Source organism: Pantanalinema rosaneae CENA516 (genome assembly GCF_050753385.1).
Lineage (GTDB): Bacteria > Cyanobacteriota > Cyanobacteriia > Leptolyngbyales > Leptolyngbyaceae > Pantanalinema > Pantanalinema rosaneae.
This window is the reverse complement of the sequence record NZ_JBLZFZ010000039.1, coordinates 1-20,858: the sequence shown is the minus strand read 5'-3', so window position 1 is coordinate 20,858 and position 20,858 is coordinate 1. Positions and strand designations below refer to the sequence as shown.

The window sequence follows — 20,858 nt, the reverse complement described above, 5'->3', positions numbered from 1 at the left end:
CCTACCCATGCTGTAATTGCTGAAACAACTGTGCCACGCGATCGAGATCTTTATCGCCGGGACTGCGTTCAACTCCACTGGATAAATCAATCCCATCTGGATTGACCTGTTGCAACGCTGCCAGCACATTATCCGGCGTTAAGCCTCCTGCTAGAAACCAGGGGCATTGCGGCTGGAATTGTTGCAGAATCTGCCAATCGATCGTTTTCCCTGTCCCTCCTGCCAGTTTGGGATCATAGGCATCCAACAGCAATGTATCAATCCAGGCATGATAACGATCGGCTTGAGTGCAATCCGCGATCGTCCGAATCCGTAGAGCTTTGATTAATTCAATTCCTGGTAAGTGTTGCCGTACCTGTTGACAGAACTCCGGTGATTCACTGCCATGAAGTTGCACCACGTTTAAGTGTCCGATCGCTACCGTTTGCTGGATAACCTCTAGCGTAGCGTTGACGAATACGCCCACTCGATCAGCGATCGGCGCTCCAGTCATGGGATCGGTTGGGAGATGGGCAACGATCGCCTTAATCTGTGCCGGTGAGACATAACGGGGCGATTGTTGGGCGCAGATGAAGCCTAAAGCCGTCGCTCCCAGTTGGGCGATCGCTCGTCCCTGGTCTGGTTTAGTAATGCCGCAAATCTTGACTCGTAACCCCATTAGTTTGACATGTATAAAATCATGAACTTTTTTGTTAATTCTTCTTTCGTTAACTCTTAAGAATTAAAACAGATCGCGATCGTTTTGCGGTTCTGGAGCAAGACCTTCCTATAATCCTTCTAAATCCTGCGTCGTCACGGTTCTCCCAATGCTCTCGATCGTAAGTGCTGCTTCGGTTCGAGATTAATTGGCATGTTGATTTCATCTGTAAAAGAGTATCTTACGCTACTCGCTGTTTACGGACAACAGAGAACTGTGAGGACATCAGTTTATTAATCCAGGAGGGTAAAAGCTTGTTTTATTCGTTCTTACTTGCTGCTACGACTGCTGCTCCTAGAACTGTGGAGTGGTCGCCTGCTGTTGGACTGACGATGATCATCTGCAACCTGGTTGCAGTAGCGATCGGTCGGTATGCCATTCAAAAGCGTGGTGTTGGTCCCAAGCTGCCTGTAGAAGGACCCGCTCTATTTGAAGGCTTTGGTGTAGCGGAACTGCTGGCAACTGCTAGCTTTGGTCATATCCTGGGTGCAGGTGTCATCCTGGGTCTGAGCAACGCGGGCGTTCTCTAAATTAAACCTTAATCATAGAAAAGCCGCTTAGATCTCCTGGATTTAAGCGGCTTTTAGTTGGAATCGTTGAATTGGCTCGTGTACCTACTGATTGTTCAGGTGCACGCTTGGCGTTTATGCAACTGCCATCGTGGCGAAACGATCGCGATCGTGGGGAGCCGAGAAGTCAATTAGTGGTCCTTTGGGCACAATCCCCGTTGGATTAATCTGGGTATGACTGGCGTAATAGTGCCGTTTAATGTGATCCAAATTGCAGGTAGCTTGAATTCCTGGAAACTGATACAGATCCTTGAGGTAATTCCACAGGTTGGGATAATCCACAATTCGCCGGAGATTACACTTGAAATGACCGTGATACACCGGATCAAACCGGATCAGCGTCGTAAACATACAGATATCTGCTTCTGTCAAGCGATCGCCACAGAGATAACGCTGTTGGCTTAACACCGATTCCCAGTGATCCAGGGCTTCAAACAGTTCGGTCACAGCCTCCTCATACGCCGCTTGGGTCGTGGCAAAGCCAGAACGGTAAACACCGTTATTAATCGGCATGTAGATGGCATCGATCGTTTGATCAATCTTGGCTTGCAACTCAGCCGGATACAGATCGAGATTCGATTCTGCGATCGCGCCAAATTGGGTATCGAACATGCGAATAATTTCGCGCGATTCGTTGTTGACGATCGTCTGAGTTTCCTTATCCCACAACACAGGCACCGTCACGCGCCCAGTGTAATCCGCTTTGGCTTTACGATAGATGTCCTGAAGATACTCTGCCTGATTGACAGAATCGGGGATGGCACCGGGATAGTTGGAAAAATGCCAGCCTTTATCACTGAGTAATGGATCAACGATCGATACATCGATCGCAGATTCCAATCCCTTCAGCTTTCGCATTATCAGCGTCCGGTGTGCCCAGGGACACGCCAGCGAGACATACAGGTGATAGCGTCCGGCAACGGCAGGAAATCCGCTCGAACCATCTGCCGTAATCTGGTGACGGAACTTGGTCGGCATCCGGTTAAATTTGCCGCTAGTATCCCGTTCTGTCCATTCGGTCGTCCATTGCCCATCGACCATCATTCCCAGTGCCATAATTCCTCCTAAGAATTGCAGATTGATTAAGGTGTAATTTTGCGTAGGGGCGTGGCATTCGGTAATAAATCCTTGCTATTGCCCCAGAAATCCCTGCCGTAGCTTGCTTCCCGCAGGGTATGCCACGCCCATACAAAAAGATGCGGAGTTGTTTAGCCTCCATTCCTCAATTGATTACGCTAGATCAAACAGCAACACTTCTGCTTCAGTCGTCGTCGCCTCGATCGTCAGATTAGTCGTTTCCGAGACAGCGGCTCCATCCCCCGCAGATAGAGAGCGATCGTTCAAATTAATGTCACCTTTGACCACCTGAATCCAGGCATGGCGATCGGGTTGTAAGGTGTAGCTACGTGCTTCACCGGGCGACAAAATGGTGGCATACAGCGTCATATTTTGATGCACTTTCACCGCACCATCGGTGGCATCGGGGCTAGCCAGTTTGCGCCACTGTCCTCGCTTTTCGTCCGCCGGAAACAGTTTTTGTTCGTAGCTAGGCTTGATGCCTGTCTGCTCCGGCAAAATCCAAATCTGCAAGAGATGAGTGGATTCGGTTGATGAGGGATTAAATTCACTGTGGGTAATCCCTGTTCCCGCCGTGAAGCGTTGAATCCCACTGGCGCCGATCGTTTCGCCATTGCCCAAACTATCCCGGTGGGCTAATGAGCCATCAACCACATAGGAAATAATTTCCATATCCCGATGGGGATGGGTAGGGAACCCGTTGCCCGGAGCAATCCGATCTTCGTTAATCACTCGTAGATGGCGGAAGCCCATGTGCTTGGGATCATAATAATTGGCGAACGAGAAGGAATAGTAGGTATCGAGCCAACCGTAATTCGCATGTCCACGATCGGCAGATTTACGAATGGTGATCATAGATTTGACATCCTTAAGTGAAAGGACAACGGGAATTGCAGAGTTATAGCTTGGCGTGAGCGCCATCACAGAACGGCGGATTTTGAGTCTGTTTGCAGTTACATAAAGCGACCTGTCGGGCTTCCGTTACTTCAAACTTCAGGGGTGTAAAGCCTGTATCTTTGTGCGACCCATCACAGAACGGTTGATTTTGAGCTTGACCACAACTGCACCAATAGTAAGTTCCAGGTTCCAGTGGCATCACGACAGGCTTAGTATCGGCAATAACAGGTTCAGTCATTGGGTTCTCCTGAAGGAAATTAGTGACAGATCAAACTAGTTCATACTGTTTGCATACAAACAGAATAGCAGAGGATTGTTTGAATGTAAACAATCAGTCAAGATATCTCCTATCTCTACTGTTCCGGGTACACCGATCGGATTGGTGGTATGTTCTAGAACTAGATATGCGCGAGTTTAATAGACACTCAATTCGTTGCAGCTGCGATCGTGACCCACCCCGACATTCCTTAGGATTGACCCGAATCCACCATCTGTTATTGACACTCCCCGTCCTAAAGGAGCGGGGATTCTTGGTTCATCGGGATAGCTCATGCTACTTGCCCTCCCCAAAATTCACTGCGATGTGCCCCACCGCTGTATAGCCACGCTGTAAAACCACTTGTGCGGCTGCTACATCTCGATTCGTTTCATATCCGCATTCGCAGCATTTATGAACCCGTTGAGACAATTCCTTTTTGCCTGTGTGGGTTTGACATCTTGGGCAGGTCTGGCTTGTGCCATGGGGATTGACCTTAGCGAAGGATACACCCCGCTTACAGCAAACATGGCTCAAGATGTTGAGGAACTGCCCAAACCCAGCGTCTAGCGTATGTTTGCACAGCATCCCTGCCGACATTGCTTTCAGATTCAAATCCTCAGCGAATACTGTGCCTGCTTGACCACACAAATGATGAGCGGTCTTAAAGTGAAAGTCCTTGCGGCTATTCGAGATGTATTCGTGGTGTTTGGCAATCTGATGCTGCAATTGACGATATTTCCTAGAACCTTTTTTCTTCCGTTTCAGTTGACGTTGCAGCGATTTCAGCTGGCGTTGTCCATCCACAAAGAATCGAGGTCTATCAATCAATTCACCATCAGATGTTGCCAGGAAATGTTCCAGACCCAAATCAATGCCCAGTCCATGACCTGATGGCAGCAGTTGAGGCACTTCAACATCACACTGCAACGTCAGCATGGCATAGTAGCCAGAAGCCCGTTTGACAACGCGAATTTGCTTAACCTCAAAGCCATCAGGGATCGGACGCGACCAATGCACTTTGACCAAACCAATCTTGGGTAGATTCACCCAGTCTGCACCGTCAAATCGTTTCACAGATTCTAAATTCAGTTGCGGAAACACAAAAGAGCGCATCCGTTTTTTGAATCGGGGAAATCCATGTCCACGTTCCCACATGGCTACAAATGCCGCCTCCAATTGGCGTAACACTTGCTGCAAGACGTGAGTATGAGGAAGTTTCAATTCAGGGATTGATTTCTTTGCCTCTGCCAATGTTTTGCATTGACGGGCAAAGGTTGGTCGTGGTGCATCAACCGGAATAATGTATTCCTGTTTGATACTGCATGAGTTGATGTCGCACTTACGAGCATTAACCCAGTCTTTCCGCTCACGCAACGCAAAATTGTAGACCTTCCGGCAAATTTCTAGCCAGTGGTCGAACATTTCGCGCTGTGCGTCGGTGGGTATGAGTTTGTACTCGTAGGTGAGATTTAGCATACAACCATTATAGCTATTGACTGAATAAACAGGTGTTCATTTATTCAGATTCCTCGATGAAGGTGCGAAAAGCCCTCCTGGAAGGACGAGGCTTGTATCCCATTCTTTCGGTCAGACGTAAGGGGTAACGATTCATAAATCAGTTGCATCAGTTTTCCGACTGGAACAGTTTCCATCGCATAGGTATTGCCTTGAGCATCCGCAAAATCTATCAGGTAAGCCCTGTCTTCAAAGCTCATCAGAATAGTACCAACTTGCCCCGGTCGGAGCAGAATAGGTTGATGAGTTTCTTTATGAATTGCTTGAATCTCTTCCTTTAAGGCAATAACATCATATTCGTGTAATACCATGCTATTCTCCTGATTTATTAATTGGGTAAGTATGTGTTAGCCTGGGAAAATTTTCATTGGTACGAATAATCCAGCAGCTTAGTACCCACGAACTGCCTGTTTCTGTTGTCATGAAAAACTTAATATCATACTGAGTTCCATAATCATCTATTTTATAAATTTCTGCCTCGTTATTGGCAGCGACAGCTAACAACACGACCTCTAAAAGTGCTTGATTTTCTAGCGTGATTCCCGAGCGCTTTTCAAACAGAACCGCTTTATCCTTCCCTTTCGAATGCTGCTGATTCAGTGAGTAGCGCTCAAGTTTGTCACCAAGCTGGGCTTGATCACCATTCGGTAACTTCATACATTGCAATTGTGATTTCTAGTCAACCTGGCAGAAATTTGATGAATGATGAATTTTGTATGTCCTGAAAGGCATGGGACTTGGACAATTCAGGTTTAATTTGTTTTGCTTTATAGAGAAATAATAGCGGTTCAGCATCATGCTCTCCCATTTGGTAATTCAAGACGACATCTTGGACTTGCTAAACCGGCTAGATCGGACTGCTTAAAACCCTATTGAACTCAATGTGTTCTACATGATCTCCAGTGCTGGAACAAATGCGATAGACTGGCATTTCGGTACGCATTGTGAGGTAAAAGCAGCATGGGGGCAAAACCAACCGCAACAGATGCTGAGGCAGAACAGACACCCAATGGCTCATCCGGAAAAGCGGGTGCGAAGGCTCAGGGAGAGATCGATCGCCCGTTGAATGGGGCAGCATCGGTATCAACTGAACCTGCAAAAACCTGGACGATCGAGGATAGCGAAGAACTCTATCGGATTAATGGGTGGGGTGAACCGTATTTTTCGATTAATGCCGCAGGTCATATTACGGTGTCTCCCAAGGGCGATCGTGGTGGTTCGTTAGACTTATTCGAGTTAGTCAATGCCCTGAAGCAGCGCAACCTGAATTTGCCTCTCTTAATTCGTTTTTCAGATATTTTAGAAGACCGGATCGAGCGGTTGAACTCTGCCTTTGCCAAGGCGATCGCCCGGTATAACTATCCGGGGGTCTACCGAGGGGTATTTCCGGTCAAGTGTAACCAACAACGGCATTTAGTCGAAGCCCTGGTGCGATTTGGCAAACCCTATCAGTTTGGCTTAGAAGCTGGCTCTAAACCAGAATTAATGATTGCCCTGGCAACCCTGACGACACCGGGGGCACTGCTGATCTGTAATGGGTACAAAGATCGGGAATATATTGAGACGGCAATTCTGGCACAACGGTTAGGCAAAACGCCAATTATTGTGTTGGAGCAAATTGAAGAAGTTCCCTTAGTAATCGAAGCGGGTCGCAAATTGGGAATTCGTCCGATTCTGGGAGTACGCGCCAAGTTAAGTGCTAAAGGCATTGGACGTTGGGGCATTTCGGCGGGCGATCGCGCCAAGTTTGGTTTAACCATTCCCGAAATTCTCAGCACTGTGGAGCAACTGCGGGCAGCGGATATGCTCGATTCTCTGCAACTGTTGCATTATCACATTGGCTCCCAAATTTCCGCGATCGCCGTCGTCAAAGATGCCATCCGGGAAGCCAGCCAGATTTATGTGGAACTGTCCAAACTGGGCGCTAACATGAAATATCTCGATGTTGGCGGAGGGTTAGGCGTTGACTATGACGGTTCTAAAACCAACTTCTATGCGTCTAAAAATTACAACATGCAAAACTACGCCAATGACATTGTGGCGGAAGTGAAAGAAGCCTGTGAAGAACGCAATATCACAGCACCAACCTTAGTTAGTGAAAGTGGACGGGCGATCGCATCGCATCAATCCGTTTTAGTATTTGATGTTTTGGGCACTAGCGAAGTGCTGTCTGGAGTACCGGAACCGCTTCAGCCGAAGGAACACCTGATTATTCGCAATCTCTACGAAACCTATCAATCCATTTCAGTAGAGAATTATCAGGAGGCATATCATGATGCGACTCAGTTTAAAGAAGAAGCAATCAGCCTATTTACCTTCGGCTATGTGAGTTTACCGGAACGCGCCCGAGCCGAACGCTTATATTGGGCATGTTGCCACAAAATTTTGCAGATCGCTCGTCAGCAAGATTATGTACCGGATGATCTGGAAGATTTAGAGCAGATCATGGCATCGATTTACTATGTCAACCTGTCCGTATTCCAGTCGGCTCCCGATAGCTGGGCGATCGATCAGCTTTTCCCCATCATGCCAATTCACCGCTTGGATGAAGAGCCGACCTGTCGAGGCACATTAGCGGATTTAACCTGTGATAGTGACGGCAAAATCGATCAATTTATTGATTTGCGAGATGTCAAACATGTGTTGGAATTGCATCCTCTAAAGCCAATTCCTAACCCACAATCTGCTACCCATCAGCATGAACCTTACTACCTGGGTATGTTCTTGAATGGAGCCTATCAGGAGATTATGGGGAATTTACACAACTTATTTGGCGATACGAATGCCATCCACATTACCCTGACTCCCAAAGGCTACCAGATTGATCATGTAGTTAAAGGTGACACCATGACAGAAGTTTTGGGATATGTGCAATACGATTCCGAGGACTTAATTGAAAGTATCCGGCAACAAACAGAACAGGCATTGCAAGACAAACAAATTACCTTGCAAGAATCACAATTATTGCTGCAAAACTACGAACGCAGTCTAAGCCGCTATACCTATTTGTCCGCATAGTTTAAGCTCAATTCAGACTCAGGGTTGCGCTATGCTAAGGCTCCTGATAGCCAATGGGTGCTAGTGATTACTGCTACTCAGCAAACCTTGTATGGCTTAGAAGATGTTGTTAGCACCCAATTGGTTCGATCCAACTTTAATATCGCCGTCAAAGACTTGGTTGCTTAACCAAAGGAATAATGTTTTCTAACCGCTTTAGTGATCTTCCAGGTACAGGACATCCCTGCCGGGAAAGTCACCAGATCCCCCTGACCCATCGATACAGGTTCGCCACCCGCCGGAGTGACAGTCACTTCACCCGCCAGGAAATAACAGGTTTCCGCCTCATCATACGTCCAGGGAAACTCTGAAACCTCTTTTGTCCAAATCGGCCAATTAAACACACCCAGAGCTTGTAACTTTTCTTGGGCAGGTTGATAGTCAATTTGGATTAGGGAATTGGTTTGGGTCGTCATTTAGCCCTCCTCACACTTACTGGCTACAAAGAATTCGTTTTAGCCTGCCGTTGCTGATGCAAATAATCAAACACACTTTTATCTCCAATATCCGGTGGAATCGGTTGTATGACTTTGCGGATGGCAAATACCAGGAACAAAATTGCCCAACTGGCTAACAACATTTGTTCGACCGCGAGGGGCAACAATCCAACTAAATGTCCGATTAATAGGGTAGGGACGATCGGCGTTAAGGCTTTAGTCTCTAATCGATTAAAACAAAAGGCTTCCTTAAAATAAATTCCCGTCAGCGCCGCAAAGGTAAAGCCCACGCCTAAAATGCTCAAGGGATTGGTGTATACCGTTTGGGCGAAGGGTTCTGGACTGAGGTGAGCGATCGCCAACGATGCCAGACCACCGATCAATAAAAATGCTTGTAAAGCGCGATGGAGTGGTTCGAGATAGATGTGAATGGTCAGCAAACTGACAGCTAAGGCAAACCAAAAGACGGTATACAGGGGAGTTAACAGTTGCACTACCGTAGGATCATTACCCTGCCCTAGGATGAATCCGACTGCGATCGCAAAACTGAGGGCGGCGACCATTAGCCCACCGCGATAAATCACCACTCCCCGGCGATCGGCTTTGGTGATAGTAAATTCGCCAAACTGACCTTGATAAATCATGAGTTCAACGGCTGATGTCATAGTGAGCCATCATTCCTTACGACTGTTCTTTAATTAAAACTTGCACCGGATTTCCGATCGTTAGTTTGAGTGTAGCTTGAGCATTCCCCTGATTGACAGCAATTTCTACCCAACCATGACTACCAATCAGCGTTAACAACTCGCCCGCCTGTCGATCGCTATAGGTTTGCTTACCAGATAGGACAATGCCATTGACGATCGCCAACCATTCCTTCTCCACTACATCCACAGCAGGAATATTAGTGATCAAGTTCCCGAATCGATCAATGGCTTGAATGCACCCTGTAATAGTAGTGGCGGGTTGGTTAGGATCATGTCGATAAATACACTGCGGAATCGCCAGTTGGATCAATGTATCGGCAGCGATCGTCGTTCCTAATGCCGCGATCGGCACTCCACTGGCAAGATGGGCCGCTACCGGTGCAAAAATATCCCGCCCATGAAACGTGCTACTGGGATTGGGATCCCGCCAATAGATCGGTTGATTTAACTCAACGACTGCCAACACAGGCTGCTGTTGCAACACCCCACTAAACAAGCCATTGTCAGGCCCGACTAAAAATCCGGTGGGCTGGGTAACATTGGTTCCAACGGCGATCGCGATCGCCCGACGACTCGTTCCAACTCCCGGATCAACCACCGCCAGATGCACCGTTTCTGCCGGGAAGTAAGGATAAGCGCTCATCAAGGCAAACCGGGCACTGACGACATCTTGCGGGGAAATCTGATGGGTTAAATCGATCACGGTTAACTGAGGATTAACTTGCGCGATCGCCCCCTTCATCACACCAACATAGGGATCTTGCAATCCAAAGTCAGTCAACAGGGTCAAAATGCGATTTTGTCCGGTAATCATCACTTAATTTGCAAAACCGTTAGCAGCGAACTTAATCTAAGCCGAACTGAGTAGCAATCACTACCCTTTGTGAAAAATCGGTAACATAAACTACCGTTTCGCATTTACAGTGCTATATTAATTCGTAATTAGATGCATATTAAAGTGAAGGGGATCCGTTCATGATGAACAGAAGACGTCAGCATAATTCAACAGAAATTGCCCAAACTCACCGCATGAATCTGCAAAAGAATCTGCAACGGCGCTTGGAAGCCGCCAGAGCTAGAGGCGATGAAAACCTCATCCGGCTATTGGAAGCTGAAGCTAGCTACCTGGGATAATCAGGCGATCAATCAATTGATATTCATCTCCACTAAACAAGGAATTCAAGATCGGGATCTAAATGCTGCTCAGGTCATCAATGCCAAGAGCAGCATTTAGCGGTTTATGGGCGATCGCTTAGCCTTCGTATTCGCTGTCAATTTCAATCTCTAGCGTCTCTTCATCAATTCGCACATACAAAATATTCGGTCGGCAACACACCTGGCAATCTTCCACATAGGACTGTTGCCCACCCGCACTAAAATCGATAAACGTGGTATTGGGTTCACCACAGTAAGCACAGAAAAACTCGGCAGTGTTTTGCATTTCTAGATTGTCTACCTTACTGGTTTTGACAGATTGCTTCCGTCCAAACGATCATCATAAAGAGGTTAGCGGCGATCGCCCTGACTCTCGCGGCATGATTAGGACGACAATATGGAGTTTCGGATTGGCTGTGCGCTATGGGCATACAAAGCCTGGGTGGGAGAACTGTTTCCGCCGGGAAGTCAGGCTTCCGAGTTTCTGACACTGTATAGCCAGCGATTTACCACCGTAGAAGGCAACACCACGTTTTATTCTGTCCCCGATCGCAAAACTGTTCAACGGTGGGCAACCGTCACACCACCAGGATTTGAGTTTTGCTTGAAGTTCCCCAAGGCAATTACCCATGCCGATCGCTTGCAACCCAACATCGCTGCAACGATGCAATTCCTCGAACAGATGCAAGACTTAGGCGATCGGCGGGGACCTTTTTTTGCTCAGCTTCCTCCCAGCTACAGTCCAGCCCATTTCAGCGACTTAGCCGCCTTTCTGACCGCCTTACCCCGCCAGGAATCAGAGTTTGCCCTAGAGGTGCGTCATCCCGATTGGTTTCAAGCCCCCCATAGAGAGCGTCTCACGGAATTATTGACAGAGCTAGGTATTGGACGGGTGCTGCTCGATTCGCGTCCAGTGTACGAAGTACCTGATGATCCGCAACTCCATTCAGAACGGCGAAAACCTCGATTGCCTTTGCAAATGAGTGTCACCGCCCCCTTTAGTCTAATCCGGTTTATTAGTCACCCCGATCAACAAACCAACTGGACTTTTTTGCAGGATTGGTTAACTCAGGTAGACCAATGGTTACAGCAAGGGATTCGGCTTTATTTCTTTGTCCATTGCCCCGTGGAGGAGCGATCGCCCAGCCATGCCCGCTATATTCAACATTGCTTAGAACAACACGGGTCACCGATCCCCAGCCTCCCCTGGGACACCCTCCCACCGGAAACACCCCCTGAAGCTACGCAACTCCAATTATTTTGAATCGATGAGGCTGATTAAACCGGATCCAGATAGAACCTTAACATGCGGTAGGCTTCTTCCCGCGTAGTCACTCGGTGGTTCACCTTAAATAAAAATGGTCTTGTGCGTACATCTGTGGTTTTAGCCGTTTCCCAAACGCAGAGATTAACGCCATCCTGGCAGGGGGTAATGCTATAGCGGATGCTAGTAGAAAGATCAAGTGCTTGCATAGCCAAACCAATGACTCAACAGGGCAACAAATAGGGAGAACACGAAACTTTCATAACCATTGCAGCGATTAGCCGCCTGGAGGTGAACTAATTGCTTGAGGAATAGCCGATCGGTAGATGCAAGGTAGCTGACCTGATACTGCATTGATCATGCAAATAATTTTGAGCGAGAAAATCACCCGACTGAAGGATTTGCTTCAGCCCAGTTCAGCCTGGAATTTCTGCCTCCAGAACGGCATTGATTCTGTCCATCGTCAGAACCTCCGTAAAAACACGGCTTTACCATCCATGTTTATCGCAGCAACCTCATTATATCTACCGAATTTAAAAAAATAGCGATCGTGCAACAAGTCTTCCAATTTCCCTGTCTCTTCTACCACGCCAGAAAGCCCAATCCTGGAGATGGTATCCCTCCGAGCATTGGGCTTTGCAAAATCTAAGGACTGTTTTAGAAACCGCTGAAACTCAGGACAATTAGTTACCGATTACCTTGCAGGTATGGATTTGCTGAATTAAGTCGAATTCATACCTTAGCAATCCAGCCAGCCAGTATAAAAGATGACAGTTTGTATGAACGAATCAGTCAGTCACGATCGTCCCTGAATAGTGAACTGCCGATTTGCAGAGATCCTGATGCACACCACCTCTTCAGTTCAGTGGTCGCTGACTGGAAAAGCTAACTAGCCGCCTGCGAAACGAGCGGTTCTAACCAGGATTGAAACTGATCACGGCGAAAGATTTGTGCCCGATGGCGATAGTCAAAGCGCACCAGGCTAGGCAAACCATGTTTTCTCACACAGTCACGCAACCAGGAGGCAACCCCTTGCTTGTGCTCTGGCAGCATTTCTGCCTGAAACGGTCCATACATCAGTAACAGGGTGCTATGGGTTTGCAGTGGGGCATCCTGAGCGATCAAGGTTAGGAGGCGAGATTGGGGCTGGCGATCGCTGAGATGCGCTTTAGAGCGGTAGGTTTGCGTGGGTTTGGCAGTACCGTGGCGGGTGGGCGTAGGTTGATAATTTGCCTTTACGTCTGGACGAGAAGAACGAACGCGTCGTTGAGTCATACTACTCCTATTTCAAAATGGCTAAAACAGCCAATCAATCCCCTCCTGACAAATTTCAGGTACTTGAAAGGGATAAATGGCTGGATATGTATGCAAAGACTACCTATTAGGTTGGATAAGGCTTATGGATGAACTGCCACCCACTGACCAATTCAGTGAGGGCTTCCCCATTCATCGGCAACTGCCGCAAAAACTCAATCGTTCTATTAGGCTGACATTGCCGCAAAGGGCGGTTGTCCTGGTTCTCAAGACCTGCATCGTTCTTGCAACCTGTACCGCTTGCTAAATGTTCGCTGGCAGTATCCAGGGGACAAGATGATCGTGCTGGAATTACGGACAGAGTTGGGTGGTTCCCGCATTCCCCATCACTACTGTCGAGAGCTGGGCTAGTCGATTCAGTCTGGGGTGGAATCGTCAACTCATCATGTAGTTAGCTCAGACCGGATCATTTTGGGTATGAGACTTATACTACCTTAGCTAAATGGTAACTGTTTTTTACGAAAACGCACAGTTTTTTACCAAATAATGCTATACCTGCTCACGCCTGACTCTACCCAGGCACAATGAGGGAAGGCAGACTAGCGAGATACAGATTTATGATCTTTAGTAAGCTAGCCTGAGTTGATTAATTTTTGAACGATCGGTGAAATCATGACTGTCTGCGAATATAGGGCAGGTTTAGAGGGCGTTCCCGTTACCCAATCCAGTATCAGTTTTGTGGATGGACAACGGGGCGTTTTGGAATATCGAGGCATTTCGATCGAGGAATTAGCCGAGAAAAGCACTTTTCTGGAAACGGCTTACTTGCTGATTTGGGGTGAACTCCCTACGGCGGAAGAGTTGGCAGCTTTTGAACACGAAATTCGCTACCATCGGCGGCTGAAGTATCGGGTGCGCGATATGATGGAATGTTTTCCCGAAAGCGGACACCCGATGGATGCCTTGCAAGCCTGTGCGGCTGCATTGGGGCTATTCTATTCCCGGCGGGCGTTGGATGATCCGGCGTATATTCGGGCAGCGGTGGTACGGTTACTAGCAAAAATTCCCACGATGGTTGCCGCCTTTCAACTGATCCGCAAAGGCAACGATCCAGTGAAGCCACGCGATGATCTGGAATATGCGGCTAATTTCCTTTATATGTTGAATGAACGGGAGCCAGATCCGTTTGCGGCGCGGGTGCTCGACATTTGTTTAACCCTCCATGCCGAGCACACAATTAACGCTTCGACCTTCTCAGCGATGGTAACGGCTTCCACCCTAACCGATCCCTATGGAGTCGTTGCCTCGGCAGTGGGCACGTTGGCAGGTCCTTTACATGGGGGGGCTAACGAAGAAGTGATTCTGATGTTGCAAGAGATCGGCTCGGTGGAAAATGTGCGTCCCTTTGTGGAAGATCGCCTCGCCCGCAAAGACAAAATTATGGGTTTTGGGCATCGGGTCTATAAAGTCAAAGATCCACGGGCGACGATTTTGCAGCATCTAGCTGAACAATTGTTTGACAAGTTTGGTCGGGATGAATACTACGACATCGCGATCGAACTAGAAAATGTCATGCAAGAAAAGGTCGGGCATAAAGGCATCTGTGCCAACGTAGACTTTTATTCCGGGCTGGTCTATCGCAAACTCGGCATTCCGATCGATTTATTTACTCCGGTATTCGCGATTTCACGGACGGCTGGCTGGTTAGCCCACTGGAAAGAACAACTGAACGAAAACCGCATCTTTCGTCCGACGCAAATCTATACTGGAGTCCATTCTGTGCCCTACACGCCGATCGACGAGCGCTAACTAAAAATAGGGTTTACCACACTTTTGGGTGACGCGAATGATGGGCAACGCCCCTCTTGCGATTCTGACTTCAACTTGTCAGGATGATGTCAAGTGACGATTTTCAGGAACTCCAGCCCTCAGACTCTCGGTTCTGGGGGCTTTCTATTGGAATGGATGCGATTGATTACGATCGCTCTATATGACAACCCAAATTTATTGATGTCGGTTTCCCTATCGTGTAACGGCTATCCAGCGATATACTTCAGTGTGGATACTGAGCGATCGCTGGAATCGAGAAAAACATGGACTCAGGAATCGATTTACAAGGAATATTCATTCAGTCATTAACCGAATTGGGCATTCCGGCGGGTGCGGCTAAAGCCATCTGGATGCCATTGCCCATGTTGTTAATGATCATTGGAGCAACGGTGGGCGTATTAGTCACCGTGTGGTTAGAACGGAAGATTTCTGCGGCGGCTCAACAACGAATTGGTCCGGAATACATTGGGCCCCTGGGCGTTTTAGCACCCGTTGCCGACGGCTTAAAACTGATTTTTAAGGAAGATGTTGTCCCGGCAAAAGCGGATGCCTTGCTATTTACGCTCGGTCCGGTGGTTGTGGTGATTCCCGTATTTTTGTCCTACTTGATCGTGCCGTTTGGACAAAACCTGGTCGTCACCAATGTCAGCATGGGCGTATTTCTGTGGATTGCCCTATCGAGTATTGCGCCGATCGGATTATTGATGGCAGGCTATGCCTCGAACAATAAATACTCGCTTTTGGGGGGACTGCGGGCAGCCGCGCAATCGATTAGCTACGAAATTCCCTTAGCTCTGGCAGTGCTAGCCGTTGCCATGATGTCGAATTCCCTCAGCACGATCGACATTGTTAACCAACAGTCCGGCTATGGCATTCTGGGCTGGAATATCTGGCGGCAACCCGTTGGCTTTTTAATTTTTTGGATTGCGGCTCTAGCGGAATGCGAACGTCTGCCCTTTGACTTACCCGAAGCCGAAGAAGAACTGGTCGCAGGCTATCAGACAGAATACTCTGGGATGAAGTTTGCCCTGTTCTATCTCGGGTCTTACGTCAACCTGGTGCTGTCGGCGCTGCTGGTTTCAGTGTTGTATTTGGGTGGTTGGGAGTTTCCGATTCCGCTGGATATGGTAGCAAACTGGTTTGGCGTGAGTGAAACCAACTCCTGGCTACAAATCATTGATGCGTCATTGGGGATTACCATGACATTGCTAAAAGCCTACTTCCTGGTTTTCCTGGCAGTGCTGTTGCGGTGGACAGTGCCTCGGGTGCGGATTGACCAGTTGTTAGACTTAGGGTGGAAATTCCTATTGCCCGTTTCTTTAGTTAACCTTCTGCTCACAGCAGGGCTAAAAATTGCTTTCCCTGTGGCGTTTGGTGGCTAAACTTCATCCTTATCCCTTTTAGAGACTGAACCTATGCTGAAGTTCCTCAAACAGGTCGGCGACTATGCCAAGGAAACCGTTCAGGCAGCCAAATACATTGGTCAAGGGCTTTCAGTGACATTTGACCACATGCAGCGTCGCCCCGTGACTGTGCAGTATCCCTATGAAAAGCTGATTCCTTCTGAGCGATTCCGGGGTCGGATTCACTTTGAGTTTGACAAGTGTATTGCCTGTGAAGTTTGTGTGCGGGTCTGCCCGATTAACCTTCCAGTGGTGGACTGGGAATTTAATGCTGGCACGAAGAAAAAACAACTCAAGCACTATAGTATTGACTTTGGGGTTTGTATCTTCTGTGGCAACTGTGTAGAATACTGCCCCACCAACTGTTTGTCGATGACGGAAGAATATGAACTCTCGACCTACGATCGCCATGAACTGAACTACGATAATGTGGCGTTGGGTCGCCTGCCGTATAAGGTGACAAATGATCCGATGGTGACACCGCTACGGGAATTGGCTTACCTCCCGAAAGGGGTACTCGATCCTCACGATTTGCCAGCAGATGCGCGGCGGGCAGGTCAGCGTCCAGAGGAAATTTTGGAACAAATGGAGAAATAAGCGATCGGTGGTTTGGCGCTGACCAGAACGTGCATCTTAAACGCTAGCCGCCAACCACGGATGGCAATGTCGCGAGGAGAACAGAGATTGTGAATCTAGCTGAAGGGGTTCAGATTGTTTCGTTTGGTCTGCTAGCTCTGATGATGATCGGAGCCGCCTTGGGAGTGGTGCTACTCTCCAATATTGTCTACTCGGCATTTTTGCTGGGTGGCACATTTATCAGTGTGGCAGGGCTGTATTTACTGCTGAATGCGGATTTTGTTGCCACTGCCCAAGTGTTGATTTATGTGGGAGCCGTCAACGTCCTGATTCTGTTTGCCATTATGTTGGTGAATAAACGGGAAGACTTTGCGCCAGTGCCCCGCGCCTGGATTCGGAAATCGGCAACGGCGATCGTCTGTATTGGCTTATTTGCTCTACTGGCAACGATGGTGCTAGTCACGCCCTGGTCACTGTCTTCAGTGGTTCCGGCAGGGGATGACGCGATCGTGCGGATTGGGCAGCACTTTTTCACAGACTTTTTGCTCCCGTTTGAACTGGCATCCGTCCTCTTGTTGATGGCATTAATTGGTGCGGTAGTTCTAGCGCGTCGCGAGTTTCTGCCCGATGAGGTGGCGGCTTCCGCTCAATCCCCTGTGTTGACTTTACCCGAGCGTCCTCGGGAACTGGTATCGGCAGGCAGCCGCGATCGCATCCCACCTCCTCAGTCCTAACTTCGATTTGCCCGAATTCAACCGAGACTCATGCAACTGCAATACTTTTTGATCCTGGCAGCCGCCCTATTCTGCATTGGTATCTTTGGCTTAATTACCAGCCGGAATGCTGTCCGCGTTTTAATGTCGGTGGAATTGATGTTGAATGCGGTCAATCTAAATTTGATGGCGTTCTCCAATTACATGGATGGACAAAGCATCAAAGGACAGGTGTTTACTGTGTTTGTGATTTCGATCGCCGCCGCCGAAGCCGCCGTTGGTTTGGCGATCGTGTTGGCGATCTATCGCAACCGTGACACGGTAGACATGGAGCAATTTAATTTGCTCAAGTGGTAATTTTGGGGTGATTAGTGATCCGTCGCAACTTGCCAGTAGACTAACAACTAATCACCCAAATCCTTTGAGCGAACGTGCAACTTCAGCAGGTCATTATTGCCCACAAAGCCAACGATTCCAGTAGTCAGCGGTGTGCCGAAAAGTGCGCCAGACAATTAGAGAGTCGTGGCTGTAAAGTTTTAGTTGGTCCGAGCGGGCCGAAAGACAATCCCTTCCCAGTTTTTCTCGCTTCAGCGACTCAATCGATCGACCTTGCCATTGTGCTGGGGGGTGATGGGACGGCTCTTACCGCCGCTCGCTGGTTAGCTGGTGACGCTGTGCCCATTCTAGCCGTCAACATTGGTGGGCATTTAGGCTTTTTAACCGAATCAATTGATGAATTTACCGATACTGAACGAGTCTGGGATCGATTACTGAGCGATCGCTTTGCGGTACAGCGCCGGATGATGCTTCAGGCAACGGTATTTGAAGGCAATCGCAGCAACCTGGAACCAATGAGCGATCGGTTTCTGGCACTGAATGAGATGTGTGTCAAGCCTGCCTCCGCCGATCGCATGATTACCTCGATTCTGGAAATGGAAATTGATGGCGAGGTAGTGGATCAATATCAGGGCGATGGATTGTTGGTGGCGACCCCCACTGGCTCTACCTGTTATACCGTGGCGGCGAATGGACCAATTATCCATCCCGGTATGGAAGCGATCGTGGTGACCCCCATTTGCCCCTTGAGTCTATCGAGTCGCCCGATCGTCTTGCCGCCCGGTTGTGTAATCAGCATTTGGCCGCTTGCCGACCAGGATCTCAGCACCAAATTATGGATGGATGGGGTATTAGCCACTTCAATCTGGCCAGGGCAACGGGTGGACATTCGGATGGCAGAATGTCAGGCAGAATTTATCATTCTGCGAGAAAATTATTCCTACTATCAGACCTTGCAAGAAAAACTGCAATGGGCAGGTGCCAGAGTGCGATTTAATAACCACCATCGCAATTGAATAGGCTAGTGAGTGCCGCCGACCAAATTGCCATCTGCCCATTCCAACACATCTGCGATCGCAGTGCCATCGTGGTAAGCTGCCAGGAGGACTTCACAGGTTTTCCCCCAGGAAATCGCCCCCGTGGCATCAATGCCGATCGCGCCAAAATCCCGGTGATTCTGCGCCGCCTCTTTAAAGGATTTCTCGAAAGCCGCTTGTAAGGGCATGCCATCGGTGACCCGTACTACAATCCGCGCCGCTAAACATTCGTCGAGAATGTCCTCGCCAATGCCAGTACAACTAATTGCCGCTTGCGTGGTGGCATAGTTTCCGGCTGGGGTCGCAGAATCGCTCACTCGTCCAATCCGCTCAAACCCTTTCCCGCCGGTAGAAGTCCCGGCTGCCAATCGTCCTTCGCGGTCTAATGCCACTACCCCGATCGTGCCGCGTCCTGCTGTCTCTTCCACCAATTCCCGTTCTGCTACCACACCTGCCATTTCTTTGGTGAAATTGCCCTGTCGTTCCAGCATCCATTCCTGCAAGCGGATTTCGGTCAGGGGGTCATAGGTGGGCAGGTTTAATTCTCGCAATAGTTCTAATGCGCCAATGTCAGACAACACATGGTCAGGAGAATTTTGCAAAAATTCCGCTAACAGAATCGGATTTTGTACCCGCGACACATTAATGACCCCGCTAAACCGTTGTTGACTCCCGTTCATTAGCGAGGCACTCATGCGAATTTGCCCATCAGATTGCAGCACCGACCCCGTACCCGCATTAAACCGAGGATCATCTTCTAATAACCGACAGCCTTGAATCACTGCCGCTGCTGCCGTTGCTCCATCCAGCAACACCGGATACACTGCCTCAAGCACCGCATGGAGCGATCGCCGGACTGACTCCAACCCACCTTTACTTTTGAGCGAACTTCCTGCCCCACCATGAATAATTAACTTGGGTTGCACCCCTAGTCCTGACATGCCTGATTCCTCCTGCGACGACACCGCTCCGAGCAATATTTCACTTCATCCCAGCAATCTTCCCATTTTTTGCGCCAGGTAAATGGACGCTGGCATACCGGACAGAGTTTGGTGGGTAAATTTGATTTCGATCGAGCGCGTGACATGGCTTCAGTAAACAAAAGTTTACATTTATCACCTTAGCTGATTTCTGGTTGACCTCACCTATGCCTGATCCTCGCCTTGCTAACATTCGGATTGTCCTGGTAGAACCGGCTGGGGCACTGAATGTTGGCTCGATCGCCCGCATCATGAAAAACATGGGATTGAATCATTTAGTTTTGGTAAATCCCCAATGTGATCCAGTGGGGGCAGAAGCCCGTCAAATGGCAGTCCACGCTCCAGAAATTTTGGAAACCGCCCTGATCGTTGCCACGTTGCCAGAAGCCCTCAAAGGTTGCCAACGCGCGATCGCCACAACAGGGTTACTGCGACCACTTGCCACCCCATTAGAAGCGCCAAGAACTGCCTTACCCTGGCTATTAAGTGATGAAATCCAGTCGGATAGTGCTGCCCTAATTTTTGGACGGGAAGACCGAGGGTTGACCAACGAAGAATTAAACTACGCCCATCGTTTAATTTATATTCCATCCAGCCCCGTTTATCCCTCGCTTAATCTGGCTCAAGCTGTGGCGATCTGTTGCTATGAGTTGTTTTTGCTGACAGATGGGGGAGATGGGGGAGATGGGGGAGATGGGCGATCGCATTGGCAGATGATGGGTGAAATGGTAGTGAGTCCTCGGCAAGCCTGGGGTGCGGCGACGGAGGTTGTGGAGGTGGCGCAGGCGATCGATCTCATCAGTGCCGAACTCGTTTGTCCTTATCCTCCAGGGATTCCGGTGTTGATGCCGGGAGAACGGATTACTAAGGCAGCGATCGGCTATTTGCAACATGTGTTGGCATCCGGTGGCATGATCAGTGGGTGTGCCGACCCTGACCTAAAAACCCTTAAAGTAATCACTAGGTAGCCGTTAATCTTCACCTATCTTCCCCATCTCCCCACCTCCCTCATCTCCCTCATCTCCCTCATCTCCCTCATCTCCCTCATCTCCCTCATCTCCCCACCTCCCCACCTCCTGTCTCTTATACACATCT

Annotated in this window: 27 protein-coding genes; 11 read left to right on the top strand and 16 right to left on the bottom strand. The window is 48.8% G+C overall.

What is annotated here, in order from left to right:
• Window position 1 precedes the first annotated feature (1 nt).
• Window positions 2-658, bottom strand: a complete 657-nt coding sequence (locus tag ACN4EK_RS20745; protein ID WP_431660102.1) for a phosphoribosylanthranilate isomerase — start codon at window positions 656-658, stop codon at window positions 2-4.
• 293 nt (window positions 659-951) lie between these two features.
• On the opposite strand from ACN4EK_RS20745, the gene psaK reads away from it, so the two are divergent.
• Window positions 952-1,227, top strand: a complete 276-nt coding sequence (gene psaK / locus ACN4EK_RS20740) for a photosystem I reaction center subunit PsaK (RefSeq protein WP_431660101.1) — start codon at window positions 952-954, stop codon at window positions 1,225-1,227.
• Between the two features lie 114 nt (window positions 1,228-1,341).
• On the opposite strand, the gene ACN4EK_RS20735 is transcribed toward psaK, so the two are convergent.
• The 6 genes from ACN4EK_RS20735 to ACN4EK_RS20710 all read right to left on the bottom strand — a co-directional run bounded on the left by ACN4EK_RS20735 (window position 1,342) and on the right by ACN4EK_RS20710 (window position 5,671).
• Entirely contained in the window at window positions 1,342-2,322 is a 981-nt protein-coding gene (locus ACN4EK_RS20735; RefSeq protein WP_431660100.1) for a glutathione S-transferase family protein, read from the bottom strand.
• Window positions 2,323-2,496: 174 nt separating this feature from the next.
• Complete coding sequence (locus ACN4EK_RS20730; RefSeq protein WP_431660099.1) at window positions 2,497-3,198, bottom strand: pirin family protein; 702 nt, start codon at window positions 3,196-3,198, stop codon at window positions 2,497-2,499.
• A 43-nt stretch (window positions 3,199-3,241) separates the two neighbouring features.
• Window positions 3,242-3,478: a CDGSH iron-sulfur domain-containing protein gene (locus tag ACN4EK_RS20725; RefSeq protein ID WP_431660098.1), complete on the bottom strand. Its 237-nt coding sequence runs from the start codon at window positions 3,476-3,478 to the stop codon at window positions 3,242-3,244.
• A 315-nt stretch (window positions 3,479-3,793) separates the two neighbouring features.
• A complete protein-coding gene (locus ACN4EK_RS20720) occupies window positions 3,794-4,975 on the bottom strand; it encodes an RNA-guided endonuclease InsQ/TnpB family protein (protein WP_431660097.1) in 1,182 nt (393 codons plus the stop codon).
• Between the two features lie 44 nt (window positions 4,976-5,019).
• A complete protein-coding gene (locus tag ACN4EK_RS20715; protein WP_431660096.1) occupies window positions 5,020-5,325 on the bottom strand; it encodes a DUF4926 domain-containing protein in 306 nt (101 codons plus the stop codon).
• Between the two features lies 1 nt (window position 5,326).
• Window positions 5,327-5,671 carry a DUF6883 domain-containing protein gene (locus tag ACN4EK_RS20710; RefSeq protein WP_431660095.1) on the bottom strand — a complete coding sequence of 115 codons (345 nt, stop codon included), beginning with the start codon at window positions 5,669-5,671 and terminating at the stop codon, window positions 5,327-5,329.
• 303 nt (window positions 5,672-5,974) lie between these two features.
• Between ACN4EK_RS20710 and speA the strand changes: the two genes are divergently transcribed.
• Complete coding sequence (gene speA, locus ACN4EK_RS20705; RefSeq protein ID WP_431660094.1) at window positions 5,975-8,032, top strand: biosynthetic arginine decarboxylase; 2,058 nt, start codon at window positions 5,975-5,977, stop codon at window positions 8,030-8,032.
• 164 nt (window positions 8,033-8,196) lie between these two features.
• Here speA and ACN4EK_RS20700 read toward each other — a convergent pair whose 3' ends face one another.
• From ACN4EK_RS20700 to ACN4EK_RS20690, 3 genes are read right to left on the bottom strand one after another with little or no spacing between them, the layout of a single operon-like run.
• Window positions 8,197-8,487 (bottom strand): cupin domain-containing protein, encoded by a 291-nt coding sequence (locus ACN4EK_RS20700; protein ID WP_431660093.1) that lies wholly within the window; start codon window positions 8,485-8,487, stop codon window positions 8,197-8,199.
• Between the two features lie 23 nt (window positions 8,488-8,510).
• The gene (locus tag ACN4EK_RS20695; RefSeq protein WP_431660092.1) at window positions 8,511-9,173 is read right to left on the bottom strand and encodes a DUF2301 domain-containing membrane protein; all 663 of its coding nucleotides are present in this window, start codon (window positions 9,171-9,173) and stop codon (window positions 8,511-8,513) included.
• Window positions 9,174-9,189: 16 nt separating this feature from the next.
• Window positions 9,190-10,029, bottom strand: coding sequence for an SAM hydrolase/SAM-dependent halogenase family protein (locus tag ACN4EK_RS20690; RefSeq protein ID WP_431660091.1), 840 nt, complete (start codon window positions 10,027-10,029; stop codon window positions 9,190-9,192).
• Between the two features lie 164 nt (window positions 10,030-10,193).
• Between ACN4EK_RS20690 and pirA the strand changes: the two genes are divergently transcribed.
• Window positions 10,194-10,349 carry an arginine synthesis PII-interacting regulator PirA gene (gene pirA, locus ACN4EK_RS20685; protein WP_431660090.1) on the top strand — a complete coding sequence of 52 codons (156 nt, stop codon included), beginning with the start codon at window positions 10,194-10,196 and terminating at the stop codon, window positions 10,347-10,349.
• A gap of 118 nt (window positions 10,350-10,467) precedes the next feature.
• On the opposite strand, the gene ACN4EK_RS20680 is transcribed toward pirA, so the two are convergent.
• Window positions 10,468-10,656: a CPXCG motif-containing cysteine-rich protein gene (locus tag ACN4EK_RS20680; protein ID WP_431660089.1), complete on the bottom strand. Its 189-nt coding sequence runs from the start codon at window positions 10,654-10,656 to the stop codon at window positions 10,468-10,470.
• A 111-nt stretch (window positions 10,657-10,767) separates the two neighbouring features.
• On the opposite strand from ACN4EK_RS20680, the gene ACN4EK_RS20675 reads away from it, so the two are divergent.
• Window positions 10,768-11,634 carry a DUF72 domain-containing protein gene (locus ACN4EK_RS20675; protein WP_431660088.1) on the top strand — a complete coding sequence of 289 codons (867 nt, stop codon included), beginning with the start codon at window positions 10,768-10,770 and terminating at the stop codon, window positions 11,632-11,634.
• Between the two features lie 14 nt (window positions 11,635-11,648).
• On the opposite strand, the gene ACN4EK_RS20670 is transcribed toward ACN4EK_RS20675, so the two are convergent.
• The 3 genes from ACN4EK_RS20670 to ACN4EK_RS20660 all read right to left on the bottom strand — a co-directional run bounded on the left by ACN4EK_RS20670 (window position 11,649) and on the right by ACN4EK_RS20660 (window position 12,909).
• The gene (locus ACN4EK_RS20670) at window positions 11,649-11,843 is read right to left on the bottom strand and encodes a hypothetical protein (RefSeq protein ID WP_431660087.1); all 195 of its coding nucleotides are present in this window, start codon (window positions 11,841-11,843) and stop codon (window positions 11,649-11,651) included.
• A complete protein-coding gene (locus ACN4EK_RS20665) occupies window positions 11,830-11,988 on the bottom strand; it encodes a hypothetical protein (RefSeq protein WP_431660086.1) in 159 nt (52 codons plus the stop codon). The genes ACN4EK_RS20670 and ACN4EK_RS20665 overlap by 14 nt, the downstream gene beginning before the upstream one ends.
• A 531-nt stretch (window positions 11,989-12,519) precedes the next feature.
• Entirely contained in the window at window positions 12,520-12,909 is a 390-nt protein-coding gene (locus ACN4EK_RS20660) for a hypothetical protein (protein ID WP_431660085.1), read from the bottom strand.
• A gap of 651 nt (window positions 12,910-13,560) precedes the next feature.
• On the opposite strand from ACN4EK_RS20660, the gene ACN4EK_RS20655 reads away from it, so the two are divergent.
• The 6 genes from ACN4EK_RS20655 to ACN4EK_RS20630 all read left to right on the top strand — a co-directional run bounded on the left by ACN4EK_RS20655 (window position 13,561) and on the right by ACN4EK_RS20630 (window position 18,762).
• Window positions 13,561-14,697 (top strand): citrate synthase, encoded by a 1,137-nt coding sequence (locus ACN4EK_RS20655; protein ID WP_431660084.1) that lies wholly within the window; start codon window positions 13,561-13,563, stop codon window positions 14,695-14,697.
• A gap of 284 nt (window positions 14,698-14,981) precedes the next feature.
• On the top strand, window positions 14,982-16,100 hold the full coding sequence (gene nuoH / locus ACN4EK_RS20650; RefSeq protein WP_431660083.1) for an NADH-quinone oxidoreductase subunit NuoH: 1,119 nt from the start codon (window positions 14,982-14,984) through the stop codon (window positions 16,098-16,100).
• A 36-nt stretch (window positions 16,101-16,136) separates the two neighbouring features.
• Window positions 16,137-16,718 carry an NAD(P)H-quinone oxidoreductase subunit I gene (gene ndhI / locus ACN4EK_RS20645; protein WP_431660144.1) on the top strand — a complete coding sequence of 194 codons (582 nt, stop codon included), beginning with the start codon at window positions 16,137-16,139 and terminating at the stop codon, window positions 16,716-16,718.
• An 89-nt stretch (window positions 16,719-16,807) separates the two neighbouring features.
• Window positions 16,808-17,431, top strand: a complete 624-nt coding sequence (locus ACN4EK_RS20640) for an NADH-quinone oxidoreductase subunit J (RefSeq protein ID WP_431660082.1) — start codon at window positions 16,808-16,810, stop codon at window positions 17,429-17,431.
• A gap of 30 nt (window positions 17,432-17,461) precedes the next feature.
• The gene (gene nuoK / locus ACN4EK_RS20635) at window positions 17,462-17,767 is read left to right on the top strand and encodes an NADH-quinone oxidoreductase subunit NuoK (RefSeq protein WP_431660081.1); all 306 of its coding nucleotides are present in this window, start codon (window positions 17,462-17,464) and stop codon (window positions 17,765-17,767) included.
• A gap of 74 nt (window positions 17,768-17,841) precedes the next feature.
• The gene (locus ACN4EK_RS20630; protein WP_431660080.1) at window positions 17,842-18,762 is read left to right on the top strand and encodes an NAD(+) kinase; all 921 of its coding nucleotides are present in this window, start codon (window positions 17,842-17,844) and stop codon (window positions 18,760-18,762) included.
• Window positions 18,763-18,767: 5 nt separating this feature from the next.
• Here the strand turns inward: ACN4EK_RS20630 and ACN4EK_RS20625 are convergent, their stop codons facing one another.
• The gene (locus ACN4EK_RS20625) at window positions 18,768-19,724 is read right to left on the bottom strand and encodes an isoaspartyl peptidase/L-asparaginase (RefSeq protein ID WP_431660079.1); all 957 of its coding nucleotides are present in this window, start codon (window positions 19,722-19,724) and stop codon (window positions 18,768-18,770) included.
• The gene (locus tag ACN4EK_RS20620) at window positions 19,712-19,870 is read right to left on the bottom strand and encodes a DUF2256 domain-containing protein (protein ID WP_431660078.1); all 159 of its coding nucleotides are present in this window, start codon (window positions 19,868-19,870) and stop codon (window positions 19,712-19,714) included. The genes ACN4EK_RS20625 and ACN4EK_RS20620 overlap by 13 nt, the downstream gene beginning before the upstream one ends.
• A gap of 60 nt (window positions 19,871-19,930) precedes the next feature.
• Here ACN4EK_RS20620 and ACN4EK_RS20615 point away from each other — a divergent pair, with 60 nt between their 5' ends.
• Window positions 19,931-20,731, top strand: a complete 801-nt coding sequence (locus ACN4EK_RS20615) for an RNA methyltransferase (RefSeq protein ID WP_431660077.1) — start codon at window positions 19,931-19,933, stop codon at window positions 20,729-20,731.
• Window positions 20,732-20,858 lie beyond the last annotated feature (127 nt).